Source organism: Burkholderia sp. 10_S31 (assembly GCF_056930375.1).
This window is the reverse complement of sequence record NZ_JBXOWK010000002.1, coordinates 1,139,150-1,153,228: the sequence shown is the minus strand read 5'-3', so window position 1 is coordinate 1,153,228 and position 14,079 is coordinate 1,139,150. Positions and strand designations below refer to the sequence as shown.

9 protein-coding genes and 2 pseudogenes are annotated in these 14,079 nt (G+C 67.5%); 5 read left to right on the top strand and 6 right to left on the bottom strand.

Annotated elements, in window-relative coordinates; translation table 11 throughout:
- Positions 1 to 115: 115 nt before the first annotated feature.
- A complete protein-coding gene (locus tag AC1Z3W_RS19690; RefSeq protein WP_057928757.1) occupies positions 116 to 1,522 on the bottom strand; it encodes a cation:dicarboxylate symporter family transporter in 1,407 nt (468 codons plus the stop codon).
- Between the two features lie 26 nt (positions 1,523 to 1,548).
- Positions 1,549 to 2,919 (bottom strand): class-II fumarase/aspartase family protein, encoded by a 1,371-nt coding sequence (locus tag AC1Z3W_RS19685; RefSeq protein ID WP_483508295.1) that lies wholly within the window; start codon positions 2,917 to 2,919, stop codon positions 1,549 to 1,551.
- Positions 2,920 to 3,074: 155 nt separating this feature from the next.
- Here AC1Z3W_RS19685 and AC1Z3W_RS19680 point away from each other — a divergent pair, with 155 nt between their 5' ends.
- The gene (locus AC1Z3W_RS19680; protein WP_124834798.1) at positions 3,075 to 3,806 is read left to right on the top strand and encodes a GntR family transcriptional regulator; all 732 of its coding nucleotides are present in this window, start codon (positions 3,075 to 3,077) and stop codon (positions 3,804 to 3,806) included.
- A 323-nt stretch (positions 3,807 to 4,129) separates the two neighbouring features.
- On the opposite strand, the pseudogene AC1Z3W_RS19675 reads toward AC1Z3W_RS19680, so the two are convergent.
- A pseudogene (locus tag AC1Z3W_RS19675) lies at positions 4,130 to 4,396 on the bottom strand (MFS transporter); the annotation flags it as partial.
- Positions 4,397 to 4,669: 273 nt separating this feature from the next.
- Positions 4,670 to 6,370, bottom strand: a complete 1,701-nt coding sequence (locus tag AC1Z3W_RS19670) for a dihydroxyacetone kinase family protein (RefSeq protein ID WP_124834797.1) — start codon at positions 6,368 to 6,370, stop codon at positions 4,670 to 4,672.
- 332 nt (positions 6,371 to 6,702) lie between these two features.
- Here AC1Z3W_RS19670 and AC1Z3W_RS19665 point away from each other — a divergent pair, with 332 nt between their 5' ends.
- Together AC1Z3W_RS19665 and AC1Z3W_RS19660 are read left to right on the top strand one after the other, a co-directional pair.
- Positions 6,703 to 7,926, top strand: coding sequence for a collagen-like triple helix repeat-containing protein (locus AC1Z3W_RS19665; RefSeq protein ID WP_483508294.1), 1,224 nt, complete (start codon positions 6,703 to 6,705; stop codon positions 7,924 to 7,926).
- A gap of 29 nt (positions 7,927 to 7,955) precedes the next feature.
- A pseudogene (locus AC1Z3W_RS19660) lies at positions 7,956 to 8,150 on the top strand (dimethylsulfone monooxygenase SfnG); the annotation flags it as partial.
- A gap of 158 nt (positions 8,151 to 8,308) precedes the next feature.
- Here AC1Z3W_RS19660 and AC1Z3W_RS19655 read toward each other — a convergent pair.
- Positions 8,309 to 8,956, bottom strand: coding sequence for a LysE family translocator (locus AC1Z3W_RS19655; RefSeq protein ID WP_057928764.1), 648 nt, complete (start codon positions 8,954 to 8,956; stop codon positions 8,309 to 8,311).
- Between the two features lie 106 nt (positions 8,957 to 9,062).
- Here AC1Z3W_RS19655 and AC1Z3W_RS19650 point away from each other — a divergent pair, with 106 nt between their 5' ends.
- Positions 9,063 to 9,911 carry a LysR substrate-binding domain-containing protein gene (locus AC1Z3W_RS19650; RefSeq protein WP_057928765.1) on the top strand — a complete coding sequence of 283 codons (849 nt, stop codon included), beginning with the start codon at positions 9,063 to 9,065 and terminating at the stop codon, positions 9,909 to 9,911.
- A gap of 24 nt (positions 9,912 to 9,935) precedes the next feature.
- Here the strand turns inward: AC1Z3W_RS19650 and AC1Z3W_RS19645 are convergent, their stop codons facing one another.
- Positions 9,936 to 10,826 (bottom strand): LysR substrate-binding domain-containing protein, encoded by an 891-nt coding sequence (locus AC1Z3W_RS19645; RefSeq protein WP_057928766.1) that lies wholly within the window; start codon positions 10,824 to 10,826, stop codon positions 9,936 to 9,938.
- A gap of 153 nt (positions 10,827 to 10,979) precedes the next feature.
- On the opposite strand from AC1Z3W_RS19645, the gene ydiJ reads away from it, so the two are divergent.
- Complete coding sequence (gene ydiJ / locus AC1Z3W_RS19640) at positions 10,980 to 14,039, top strand: D-2-hydroxyglutarate dehydrogenase YdiJ (protein WP_483508293.1); 3,060 nt, start codon at positions 10,980 to 10,982, stop codon at positions 14,037 to 14,039.
- Positions 14,040 to 14,079: the final 40 nt, after the last annotated feature.

Sequence of the window (14,079 nt, the reverse complement as noted above, 5' to 3'; positions counted from 1 at the left end):
GAAAAGCGAACCGTCCAATCAATATGGATAGTGATGTCAAACGCGGCATCCGGCGAGAACATCGACTTGATCACAAAAGTGTAGAACCGATGCGCTCTTCCGCCCAAAATCGATGCTACAGACCGCCGCGCTTGAGCGGGATTCCCTGCGGATGCGGATTCACGTCGTCAGAATCTTCGGGAAGCAGGTTGCCATCGTCGAGCTTCGCATCGGCACGCGCTGTTGCGGGATAGCGTTCGGGGTAAAGGTGGCGTCGGGCGACCGTCTCGTCGAACGTGCCAGACCATTTCGCAACGACGACCGTGGCCAGGCTGTTGCCGATCGTATTGCACGTTGCGATCGCCATCGACATGAAGCGGTAGACGCCGAAGATCAGTGCGAGTCCTTCTACCGGCAGCAGCCCCGTCGATGTCACCGTTGCCGCGAACACGACGAACGATCCGCCCGATACCGTCGCGGCACCTTTCGACGTCAACAGCATCAGCAGCAGGATCCCCATCTGATGCTCGAACGTGAGCGGCACGTTGTACGCGTGCGCGATGAACATCACGCCCATCGCCATGAAGATCGACGTCCCGTCGAGATTGAACGCATAGCCGGTCGGCAGCACGAGACCGACCGTCTGCTTCGCGCAGCCGAGTCGCTCGAGCTTGATCAGGAGGCGCGGCAACGCGCTTTCCGATGACGCGGTGCCGAGCACGATCAGGATCTCGTCCTTGATGTAGCGCATGAAGCGCCACATGCTGAAGCCGGCCAGCTTCGCGACGATGCCCATCACGACGACGATGAACAGCACCACGACCGCGTAGAAACTGAGTACGAGTTGCGCGAGCGCGACCAGCACGGCTGTCCCGTTGCTGCCAACCGCGAACGCGATCGCGCCGAAGGTGCCGAGCGGGGCAAGTTTCATCACGAGATTGATGAACGAGAACAGGACCTCCGAAATCTGGTCGAGCCCGTCGTTGATTCGCGCGCGCCGCCCTTCGGGAATCGCAAGAATGCCGATGCCGACCATCACCGCGAGCACGACCACCTGCAGCAGCTCGCCCTTCGCGAACGCGCCGATGAAGTTGTCCGGCACGAGATGCATCACGAATTCGGTGAACCCTTGTGGCGCCGCCTTTGCCGCGGCGACCGGCACCTTGCCGACCGCCACGGATGTCATGCCCTGGCCGGTCTGCAGCAGATTGCCGGCGAACAGGCCGAACGCCAGCGCGATCGTCGACACGACTTCAAAGTAGACGATCGCCCGCCAGCCGACTCGCCCCGCGCTCTTCACGTCGCCGGCGGAAGCGATGCCATGCACGATCGTCAGGAACACGAGCGGCGCGACGCCGGCCTTGATCAGCGCGAGAAAGACGTCGCCGAGGATCTTCAGCTGCGTGCCGAATTTCGGAAACAGCAGCCCGGCGACGATGCCGAGCACTAGCGACGCGAGCACCTGCATGCCGAGCTTGCGATACCACGGGCGCTTCGGCGCCGGGGCGACCGGTTCGTCGCGCGAGGTCTGTGCGTGATTCATGATGGTGTCTCCTCCACGACGTCCGCTCAGATTTCGCGGGACAGTGCGATTGCCCGATCGACCATCTGCGGCGCGAGGCCCAGGTAGTTGACCGGATCCGTCATGCGTTCGATCGCGTCGCGATCGAAGTGCCGCGTCACCTCGGGCAGTGCGGCCAGCGCTTCGGCGAGCGTGCCGCCCATCTCGTTGACCGTGCGGCACGCGTCATACACGATGTCGTGCGCCTGCTGGCGCCCGGTAAACGGCGCCATCTGCATCATCGCGGCTTCGGCGACGATCAGCCCCTTGCTGATGCCGAGGTTCTGCTTCATCCGTTGCGCATCGACGATCAGCCCGCCGAGCGCGAACTTGGCCTGATGCAGCGCCCCCGATGTCAGGATGAAGCTCTCGGGAATCGCGATCCATTCCGCATGCCACGGACCTGTCGCGCGCTCGAAATCCTGGATCATCGCGTCGACCATCAGGCCCGCGTGCTGGCGCACCGCCTTCGCGGCTGCGAGCATCAGTTCGCTCGAAATCGGATTGCGCTTCTGCGGCATCGTGCTACTCGCGCCGCGTCCCTTGACGAACGGTTCGTACACTTCCGCGAACTCGGTCGACGCCATGATCATGATGTCGATCGCGATCTTGCCGAGCGAGCCGGTGATCAGCGCGAGCAGGTTGACCGCTTCGGCGAAGCCGTCGCGCGCGACGTGCCACGTCGTCGCGGGCACACCGAGCTTCAGTTCTTCCGCAAGCGCCTTCTGGACTTCGAAACCCTTGTCGCCGAGCGACGCCAGCGTGCCAGCCGCGCCCGCGAACTCGACGACCGCGACGCGCGAGCGCAGTTCCGCGAGCCGCTGCTGATGCCGGTCGAACATCGCGAGCCAGATTGCGGCCTTGTATCCGAACGTGACCGGCAGCGCCTGCTGCAGATGCGTGCGACCCGCCATCGCGGTATCGCGATGCTTGATCGCGAGATCGGCAAGGATGCCGCGCAGCTCGCGGATGTCGCCGTCGATCGAATCGAGCGCATCGCGCACTTGCAGCGACACGGCGGTGTCCATGATGTCCTGCGTCGTTGCACCCCAATGCACATAGCGGCCCGCGTCGCCACACATTGCGACGAGCTGGTGCACGAGCGGCAGGATCGGATAGCCGACGATGTCCGTCTCCTCGCGCATGTGATCGAAATCGATGCGCTCGATGCTCGCTTCCTGTGCAATCACGTCGGCCGCTTCGGCTGGAATCACACCGGCGCGTGCTTCGGCCTTCGCGAGCGCGACTTCGACGTCGATGTAGCGCTGCACGAGCGCGTAATCGGAGAACAGCGCGCGCATCTTCGCGGTGCCGAAGGCATCTCGAAACAGAATCGAATCGACGACGGTGCTGGAGACAGGGATGGTGCGGCTTGGCATGGCGACCTCTGAAAACGGAAAACGGGGAAAAGGCATCGGACCTTGAAACCGAATGCGTCGATATGTCCGGACATATAGAAGGCTATTATGTCCGGACATATCGCTCAAGCGATGTTTACCCTTAAACTGTCGGCGATGATCGATACGCAGAGAAAATGAACAGACCCCATTTCGCCGAGATCGCGCGCGACCTGACCGAAGGCATCGCGTCTGGCCGCTTTCCGGTCGGCTCGTACTTGCCGACCGAGCTTGAATTGCGCGATCTGTACAAGACGAGCCGGCACACGATCCGCGCGGCGCTGCACGAGCTGCAGCAACTTGGCTTCGTGTCTCGGCGCAAGAACGCGGGAACGCGTGTCGAATCGGCGCAACCGAAAAACGACTTCCGGCCGTCGCTCGCTTCGATCGAGGATCTCGTCCAGTTCGGTTCGGAGAACCTGCGCGTGGTGCAGTCGATCGAGGCGCTTGCGGCGCAGGGCAAGCTCGCGAAGGTTCTGAAGTGCGAAGAAGGCGCACGCTGGCTGCGCATTTCGAGCCTGCGCGTGGAACGCGACACGACGCGTCCGCCAATCGGCTGGACGGACGTCTATATCGATCCGGGTTATGTGGAAATCGCGGAGACGGCTCGCCACGAGCCGGATACGTTGATCAGTTCATTGATCGAGACGCGTTACGGGCGATGCGTTGCGGAGATCCAGCAGAACGTGCAGGCGGTAAACGTCTCGCCGGAAATGGCTGCGCGACTGCAGATCCCGGCGGGAACGGCCGCGCTCGAAATCGTGCGGCGCTATCTCGATTCGACGGGCGTTGCGTTCGAAATCTCGATCAGCATTCACCCGGCCGAACGATTTTCCGTTTCCATGAGGCTGAAACGGTCCGAGAGTTGAACTGGCGGACGGGTGAAATTGCCGTCCGCAGTGACGCGCCGAAACAGAAAGTGGATTGACTCGGTATCTGCTCTGCCCGTGATTCCCTGCCGCCTTCAATGCACCAGCCACGGTGCAGTAGCTTTACTCAATCACCTAATTTCAGGATGACGGTGATCACGCCGTAGCCTGGGCGAGCGGCCGAAAGAGATGCCATCCGGCAACGCGCACACACGGTTCCGACATCGCTGCCCCCGAAACGCACATCGCCCGCCGTCCATTACCGGACGGCGAGCGATGCGAAGGTTGCCGGTTATGGGAGGCAGTAACCGATCGATCGAATATCAACCCGGTTGTCCCGGCACCGTCTCCCCGCGCAGCGAGCACCCGCGCGTCTCGATCACGTCCGCCAGCGCGACGAGCCCGATCGCGCAGGCCGCCATCATGTAGTACGCGGGAATCATCGTATTGCCGGTCTTGCCGATCAGCCAGTCGTTGACGATCGGCGCGGTGCCGCCGAACAGCGAGGTCGACACGTTGTACGCGATCGCCATGCCCGCATAGCGCACATGGGTCGGGAACATCGCCGGGAACATCGCGGAAATGGTCGCGAACAGCGTCGCGCTGGCGGTGCTGCCGGGAAACAGCGCGGCGGCTCGGCAGGCCGGTGCGCGGGCGTGTTCGCGCACCGGTTCGCGATGCACCACGCGCGTGATCGTCCTGTATTGCGTCGTCGTCGTCGATCGATTCGGGATATTCGCCAGCGTTCGGTTACGCGATCGTGCGATGCCGCGATAAGGTCTCCGAATGGAATGCGTCGAATCTCTCGCGCGAGTGACTGAGAACGCCGGCTCGCGAGGCCGGCGCATCGCCCGGCTCGCCGCTTAGCGCACGTGCGGCAGCAACGCGCGCAGCCAGTACGCAACGGCCACGGCGCCGCCATCCGGCGTGCCGATCGCGCGCTCGCCGAGATAGCTCGCCCGTCCCGCGCGCGGCGTCATGCCGGCCGTTTGCTGCGCACCGTGTTCCGCGGCTTGCGCGGCGGCCGCCCATGCGCTCGCGGGGTCGCGATCATGATCGAGCGCGTGGTCGAACGCATCGGCGGCCGGTATCAGCGCGTCGAGCATCGTCCGGTCGCCGGCACGTGCGCCGCCCAGTTCGCCGATCGCATCCACCGCACTGTGGAAAGCCGCTGCCCAGTCGCGCGCCGACGGTTCGGCAGCGTCGCCGAGGCGCCGCGACGCGCGCAGCAGCGCGGTCGCATAAAACGGTCCCGAGCTGCCCGCGATCGCGCGGCGCAATGCGGCGCCCAGCGCCGCGAGTGTACCGGCCGGCGTGCCGTAGGCAGTTTCCGGCAACGCGAGGATCGCCTGCGCGGCGCGGTACATGCTCGCGCCGAGATCGCCGTCGCCGGCGGCCGTGTCGAGTTCGGTCAGTGTCGCTTCGTTGTCGATCAACGCTTGCGCGACCGCACGCAGCGCCGGTTGCAGCCGCGCGGCCCACGCGCGGCCGGCCGCATCGAGGGGCGGCAGCGGCTCATCGTGCGCGGCCGCCGCGGCCACGCGAATCTGCGCGTTGACGGTGCCGCCGCCGGGCCATGCGCGTGCCTGCGTCGGCGCGTCGAGCAGCGCGGCGCGTTCGTCGTTCAGACGCAGCAGCGAGATCGAGCAGCCGGGCATGTTCAGCGCGGACAGGAACGTGCCGGCCCATGCGCGCGCGACCATGATGCCGCGCCGGCTCAGGTTGTCGTAAGCGGCGCGCAGCACGATCGCGAGCTCCATGTCCGGCGTCGCGCCGAGACCGTTGACGAACAGCGCGACGCGTTCGCCGCGATCGAGCACGAGGTCGGCGACGATGCTCGACAGCAGCGTCTCGACGAGCGCGTCGGCCGGCAGCGGTGCGGTGCGTTCGACGCCTTTCTCGCCGTGGATGCCGAGGCCGAGCTCGATCTCGTGATCGGCGAGGCTGAACCCGGACTTGTCGGCGCCGGGGAGCGTGCAGCCGTCGAGCGCGACGCCCATCGTGCCGAGCTCGGCCGCCGCATCGCGCGCGATTTTCGCGACGCGGGCAAGCGGCAGCCCGCGCGCGGCGGCCGCGCCGGCCAGCTTGTGGATCAGCACGGTGCCCGCGATCCCGCGCCGCTGCCCGCGCTCGACGCGGCCGCGCAGCGACACGTCGTCGGCGACGATCACCGTCTCGACCGGAATGCCCTCGGCGCGTGCGAGTTCGGCGGCCAGCCCGAAGTTGAGTCGGTCGCCGGTGTAGTTCTTCACGACGAGCAGCGCGCCGTTCGGGCCGGCGCTCGCGCGAATCGCGGCGAGCACGGCATCGGTCGACGGCGACGTGAACACTTCGCCGCAGACGGCCGCGCTCAGCATCCCTTCGCCGACATAGCCGCCGTGCGCGGGCTCGTGGCCGCTGCCGCCGCCGGACAGGATCGCGACGGGGCGCTGCGGCGGCTCGGGCAGCGGCTGGCGCACGAGCACATGCTCGTCGCCGAGGATCGCGACATGCGGCGACTGCCGCGCGATGCCTTCGAGCATTTCGCGCACGACATCGGACGGGCGGTTCACGAGCTTTTTCATGGCGATGGTTTCCTGACGGTGGGACGGCGGCACGCATGCGGCGCAGGTCGGGCGACGTACTGTGATCGTAGGCGGCGCGATCGGAAAACGGTGCACCGGATGGTCCGCGTTACGTAACATCGAAGCATTCGTAGCACGAATGTAACGAAAACGGCGCCGCTCATGGGCCCGGAATGCGTCGTTCGCGATCGGGGGCGCTCGGCGCGTACGCCGTGCGGATGCTGGCCTGGCCGCCGCGCCACCCGTTCGCCCGCGCCAATGGCATGGAAAATGCTGAGTGTTCCCCGGTCCTTATTCGAACATTCCATCGCCCGGACCGCGAGGAGACCACCATGTATCGAACCCGCATGTTCACGTCCGCTGCGGTGCTGGCCGCCGCCGGCGTATTGACCGCCTGTGGCGGCAACGACGTTGCCGCGCCGTCGAGTGCAGCCGCCGGCACCAGCGGTACGACCGTCACCGACACCCACCACGGTAACGTGACCGATGGCGGCTGGGGAACCAGCGGCGCGCCGGGCACGAACGGCGCCGTCAGCACGGCCGGTCAGCTCGCCATCGCCGTCGGCAACACTGTCGCCGGCACGTCATTGCCGGTACTCGGCAACAACGCGACGCGCAGCGCCGGCGACACGATTTCGAGCGTCAGCACGATCACTCGCGCGGCGAGCAATGCGTTGAGCGACGGCCTCGGGCGGATTGGCTCGACTGCCGACCCGGTCGGCACGACGATCGCCGGGCTGGGCGAAGTCGTCGCCACGACGGGCAATCCGGTGGCGGGCCTCGCGCAGACGGCCCGCGCGCTCGGTTCGGGGCCGCTGGCACCGCTCGCGCCGTTGACGACACCCGCCAGCGCGGTGCTCGATACCGTGGCGGGCGGCCTCGGCGCGGCGGGCAGCACGATCGGCGCGACGCTCGCGTCGGGCGCCGTGCGACAGGTCACGCAACCGCTCAGCTCCGCCGTCACGCCGCTCGTGATCACGGCCGGCCAGGCCACGCAGCAGATCGGCGCGACGACGGGTCTCGGGCAACCGGTGGCCGGGGTGCTCGGGCAGGCCGGCGGCGCGGTGTCGACGGTGGGCTGGCGGCTGGGGATCCCGACGCAGCCGGCCGCCGGCCCGACGAGTCAGATCGTCGGCGCGGCGGGCGGGCTCGTCGGCGCAATCGGCAATACCGTGACGAATGCAGGCGGGCTCGTCAATGACGATGGCCCGAACGGCATCGCGCCGATTGCGGGCCTCATCGTGAGCCTCGCCGGTGCTTCGGTCACGACCGTGCAGAACGGGCCGACGAGCGGGTCGGGTGGAGCGGGGCCGCTCGGCGGCTTGCTGTCGGGGCTCGGATCGACACCGCTCGATTCGCTGAACGGCGGGCCCGGCGGCGGGACCGGCGCCGGGGCGGCAAGTCCGCTGGCACCGGTGAAGAGTCTCGTTTCGACGGTCACCGGCACACTTGGGAGCGTGGCGGGCGGCGCGGGATCGAGCGCGGGTTCCGCGGCGAATCCGCTGGCGCCGGTGACGTCGCTGCTTGGTGGCGTGCTCGGCGGCGTCGGGAAGTAGTTGCGCATGGTGCGGTGAGCGGGCTTGCCAACGACGGCTTCCGCACGAACCCGATCGGCGCGCCACAGCAGATCGTCGAGCGGATCGCCGCGTTGAAGGCGATCGGCGTCGATCTCGTGCTCGCCGGGTTCCTGCGTTTCATCGAGGGGGGCGAGTACTTCGGCCAACGCGTGCTGCCGCTCGTGCGCGAGCGCGAAGCGCAGCGGCAGGCGATTGCGGTGTGATGCGCGCGGGTGTGCGGCAGCCGGCCGCGATCGCCAGGGACGGCGCGATCGTCTGAATGTGATGGCCGGCGAGGCGTGTCACTGGGCATCAAGGATCGCGGCTTCACGACGGGCGGCGCGGGCGGGTCGGTGCCTCACCGATCCGCGACCTGCCGTCATCACGCCGCACCAGCCATTCTCGACGCCTCGACGAGCATCTGCACGCCGAGGCTGCCGAGCACCGCGCCCATCGCCCAGCGCTGCGCGAGCAGCAGCGTCGGACGCCCGTGCAGGAACTTCGCGATGCCGCTCGAGCAGATCGCGACCAGCCCGTTCGCCGACGCGAACGCCGCGATCAGCAATGAACCGAGAAACAGTGACTGGCCGAACACGCTGCCCTGCCGGTAATCGATGAACTGCGGCAGCAGCGACACGAACAGCATCGCGAGCTTCGGATTCAGCACGCTGGTCGTCGCACCCATCGCGAGCAGCCGCAGCGGCTGCTCGTTCGGCAGCGCCTGCACCTCGAACGGCGAGCGGCCGCCGGGCCGCACCGCCTGCCACGCGAGGTAGAGCAGATACGCGGCGCCCACGACGCCGAGCACGGTGCCCGCATACGGCACGCTCAGGAACAGCGTCGTGATCCCGAACGCGGCGCCGAACATGTAGAACAGATAGCCGACCATCACGCCTGCCAGCGAAATCAGCCCGGCGGTGCGCCCTTGCGCGATCGAGCGCGACATCACGTAGACCATGTTCGGCCCCGGCGTGACCGCGAGCATGCCGCCGATGACCAGGAATCCATAGAGCGAGCTGGAGGTTTGCATGATGGCTGCTTCCTGCAATGAACGTCGATGGCATCCATTGTCCGGCCGTGGAGAAAGACAGTAAAACGGGATAAACTGAATCGATTGATCAGATTTTCTGAATGAAATGAAAAAGCTCGATCTCGACGTGCTGGCGATGGTGGTGGCCGTGACGGAGTCCGGCTCGTTCGCGCAGGGCGCGCAGGCGGTGCATCGTTCGCCGTCGGCGGTGAGCATGCAGATCAAGGCGCTGGAGGATGCGCTCGGCAAGCCGCTGTTCATCCGCGACACGCGCAACGTCACGGCCACCGACGACGGCCGCATGCTCGCCGAATACGGCCGCCGGATGCTGGCGATGCGCGACGAGGCGTGGGCGTCGGTCGTGCGGCCGGAGATTCGCGGCCGCGTGACGATCGGCGTGCCCGACGACTACATCTCGTCGCTGCTGCCGCAGGTGCTCGGCAAGTTCGCCGCGATGCATCCGCGCGTCGAAGTGCGCGTGATCGGCCAGCCGAGCAGTGCGCTGGTGCCGATGTTGAAGGACAACGCCGTCGACCTCGCTTGCCTCACCCGGGTCAAGGGCGTGACCGGCGAGCTGGTGCGGCGCGAGCCGATCGTGTGGACGGGATCGGCGAAGCGCAACGTGTGGGAAGAGCGTCCGCTGCCGGTCGCGTTGTTCGCGCACGGCAGCATGGCGCGCGATCACGCGATCAAGGCGCTGAAGCGGCAGAAGATTCCGTTCCGGATGTCGTATGAAAGCCCGAGCTTCCTCGGGCTGCTCAGCGTGGTCGAGGCCGGCCTCGCGGTGGCGCCGCTCGCGCGCTGCAGCATCCCCGCGCACCTCGTGCAGCTGTCGCCGAACGAAGGGTTGCCGCCGTTGGGCGAGATCGAGGTCGTGCTGGCGCGCAGCGCGCAGTCGGCGCGCCCGCCATGCGACTATCTTGCCGAACAGATTCTCGATGAATGGCGTGCGTGATCGCGCTGTCCGTCCGCCCGAACGTCAGCACGATTTCAGCAGCCATTCCCGAAACGCCACGAGCGACGGCAGCGTGTCGTTTTCCGGCGGGTACACGAGGTAGTAGCTGCGCTGGCTGGTGATCGCGTCGCCGATCGATACGAGCTCGTTGCGGCTCAGCTCGTCTTCCACCAGCACCTTCGGCACGAGGCCGATCCCCATCCCGGCCCGCACGGCCTGGATCAGGTGCGACGTCAGCTCGAAGCTCGGGCCGATCCGCATCTCGCGATGATCGAGCCCGAAATGCGAGAACCATTCCGCCCACGCATGCTGATTGCTCGTTACGCCCAGCAGCGTCTGGCCGGCCGCCCATGCCGGCGCGCGCACCCCGGCCTTGCGGCGCCCGGCCGCGTCGGGGCTCGCGATCGCGATCAGGAACTCGTTGTACAGCCGGTGCGCGTGCAGGCCGGGCCAGTCGCCCGCGCCGACGGTAATGGCCGCGTCGAGATCGTCGGTATGGAAGTCGATGCCGCCGATTCGCGAATGCAGGTGCACGGTCACGCCCGGATGCGCGGCATAGAAGTCGTGCAGGTGCGGCAGCAGCCATTTTGAGCCGAAAGTCGGCAAGGTCGCGAGCCGCAGCGTGCCGGCGCCGGCCTGGTGCGACATCGCCTGCAGCGTCGCGCCGCGGATGCGCCCGAGCGCGCCGCTCAGCTCGACGAAGTAGCGCCGCCCGACTTCCGTCAGCTTCACGGAGCGGCCCTCGCGCCGGAACAGCGGCACGCCGAGCTGGTCCTCCAGCGTCTGGACCTGCCGGCTGATCGCGCTCTGGCTCAGCGACAGCTCGTCGGCCGCGCGCGTGTAGCTTTCATGCCGCGCGGCGGCCTCGAACACCAGCAGCAGCGACATGGACGGGGTCAGGCGGCGGTAATTCATGAGTTTTATGCAAGTTTTGCCGGGGGAGAATTCGTTTGTTTCTGGTGCTGATTCGCAAGATACTGGATTTCCGGGTTGCGTGGAATCTTGCTCAAAACTCATGTTTCTGACCGAGGCCGCGCACCCGCCCCACCCACCTCGCGCTTTCATCCCATGTCGATCGCTTCGTTGCCCCGTCCCGTCAGCCCGCCCGAGGGCCGTTACCGCGACTTTCTCGCCGCGCTCCAGGCCGCCGGATTCGCCGGCGAAATCCGCGCGGACCATGCGAACCGGACCGTGCAGGCGACCGACAACTCGATCTACCAGCGTCTGCCGCAGGCGGTGATCTGTCCCGCGCATGCGGACGACGTGCGGCTCGTCGCGCGGCTGCTGGCCGAACCGGCGCACCGCGACGTCGCGGTGGCGGCGCGCGGCGGCGGCACCGGCACCAACGGGCAGTCGCTGACCGACGGCGTGGTCGTGGACCTGTCGCGCAACATGAACCGGATCCTGGAGATCAACGCCGGCGAGCGCTGGGTGCGCGTGCAGGCGGGCGTCGTCAAGGACCAGCTCAATGCCGCGCTCAAGCCGCACGGTCTCTTTTTCGCGCCGGAGCTGTCGACGTCGAACCGCGCGACGGTCGGCGGGATGATCAACACCGATGCGAGCGGGCAGGGCAGCTGCACGTACGGCAAGACGCGCGACCACGTGCTCGCGCTCGACTTCGTGCTGATGGGCGGCGAGCCGTTGCACAGCGACGCGCTCGCGGACGACGAACTGGAACGCCGCTGCGCGCGGCAGGACCGGGTCGGCAAGGCCTATCGCACCGCGCGCCGCATCAGCGACGAAAAGGCCGCGCTGATCGACGCGAAGTTTCCGAAGCTCAATCGCTGCCTGACCGGCTACGATCTCGCGCACCTGCGCGAACCGGACGGCCGCTTCAACCTGAACAGCGTGCTGTGCGGCGCCGAAGGCTCGCTCGGCTTCGTCGTCGAAGCGAAGCTGAACGTGCTGCCGATCCCGACGTATTCGGTGCTGGTCAACGTGCGCTACGCCGGCTTCATGGACGCGCTGCGCGATGCGCGCGCGCTGCTCGCGCTCAAGCCGCTGTCGATCGAGACGGTCGACTCGAAGGTGCTGATGCTCGCGATGAAGGATTTCGTGTGGAGCAGCGTGGCCGAGTATTTCCCGCAGGACGACGCGCGTCCGACGCTCGGCATCAACCTGATCGAATTCAGCGGCGACGATGCGCAGGACGTGGATGCGCGCGTGCGCGCGTTCGTCGACCACCTGCGCACCGACACGAGCGTCGAGCGGCTGGGCCATACGCTCGCGACCGGCGACGATGCGGTGAAGCGCGTGTATGCGATGCGCAAGCGCGCGGTCGGCCTGCTCGGCAACGTGCAGGGCGAGGCGCGCCCGCAGCCGTTCGTCGAGGACACCGCGGTGCCGCCCGAGAACCTGGCCGCGTACATCGCCGAATTCCGCGCGCTGCTGGACGGCCACGGGCTGCAGTACGGGATGTTCGGCCACGTCGACGCGGGCGTGCTGCACGTGCGCCCGGCGCTCGACATGAAGGACCCGAAGCAGGCCGCGCTGGTGCGGCCGGTGTCGGACGCGGTGGCCGAGCTCACGCAGCGGCATGGTGGCCTGTTATGGGGAGAGCACGGCAAGGGCGTGCGCTCCGAATATGCGCCGGCGTTTTTCGGCGAGCTGTATGCGTCGCTGCAGCAGCTGAAGGCCGCGTTCGATCCGCACAACCAGTTCAACCCGGGCAAGATCGCGACGCCGCCGGACCACACGCTGCGGCTGCTGAAGATCGACGAAGTACCCACGCGCGGCGACCACGACCGGCAGATCGACGAGCGCGTGTGGCAGAGCTACGGCACGGCGATGCACTGCAACGGCAACGGTGCGTGCTACAACTTCGATCCGGATGACGCGATGTGCCCGTCGTGGAAGGCGACGCGCGAACGCGTGCAGTCGCCGAAGGGGCGCGCGTCGCTGATGCGCGAATGGTTGCGCCTGCAAGGACAGGCCGGCGTCGACGTCGTCGCGGCGGCGCGCGCGCGGCAGCCGTTCCTGCGCGGTCTCGTGGCGCGCTGGCGCAACAGCCGCGCCGCGCGCAACGGTGAAGCCGACTTCTCGCACGAGGTGTACGACGCGATGGCCGGCTGCCTCGCGTGCAAATCGTGCGCGGGACAGTGCCCGGTCAAGGTCAACGTGCCCGAGTTCCGCTCGCGCTTTCTCGAGCTGTATCACCAGCGCTATCTGCGGCCGGTGCGCGACTACCTGATCGGCTCGCTCGAATTCACGATGCCGTGGATGGCGCGCGTGCCGGCGCTGTACAACGGGCTGATGCGTGCCGGCTGGGTGCGCACGCTGCTCGAGCGGCACGTCGGGATGGTCGATAGCCCGCTCTTGAGCCGCTTCGACCTCGCAGCGGTGATCCGGCAGTGGAACGTGCGGCCGGCCGATCCGCAGGCGCTCGCCGCGCTGAGCGATGCGCAGCGCGCGCGCAGCGTCGTCATCGTGCAGGACACCTTCACGCGCTATTTCGACACCGAGCAGCTGGCGACGCTGATCGAGCTGGCCGCGCGCATCGGCTTCCAGGTGTGGCTGGCGCCGCTCGCGCCGAACGGCAAGGCACTCCATGTGCAGGGTTTTCTGCGCGCGTTCGAGAACGCGGCGATTCGCAACGCGACGCAACTGGCCGCACTTGCGCGCTCGGGTGTCGCGCTCGTCGGCCTCGATCCGGCCATGACGCTCACGTATCGGCAGGAATACCTGAAGGTGACGGGGCTGGCCGACGTGCCGAAGGTCGCGCTGCCGCAGGAGTGGCTGCTGGATGCGATGCCGGCGGCCGGGGCGGGCGTGGGCGCGGGTGATGTGTCGGCAGCGTACCGGTTGCTGCCGCATTGCACGGAGAAGACCAACGCGCCGGACAGCGGCAAGCAGTGGGCGCAGGTGTTCGCGCGTCGCGGGCTGCGCCTGGCGGTTCAGGCGGCCGGCTGCTGCGGGATGTCGGGGACCTACGGGCACGAGGCGCGCAACCTGCGGATGTCGAAGACGATCTATGCGCAATCGTGGGCCGCGCATGTCGATGCGCCGCAAGAGCAGGGCGAAGCGCTCGCGACCGGGTATTCGTGCCGCAGCCAGGTGAAGCGCATGTCCGCGCGGCAGGTGCGTCATCCGCTGCAGGCGCTGCTCGAGCATGTGCGTGCGGCGGGGTGACGCGATTGGCCCGGCGTGGCATGGGTAGGTCGCGCCCGGC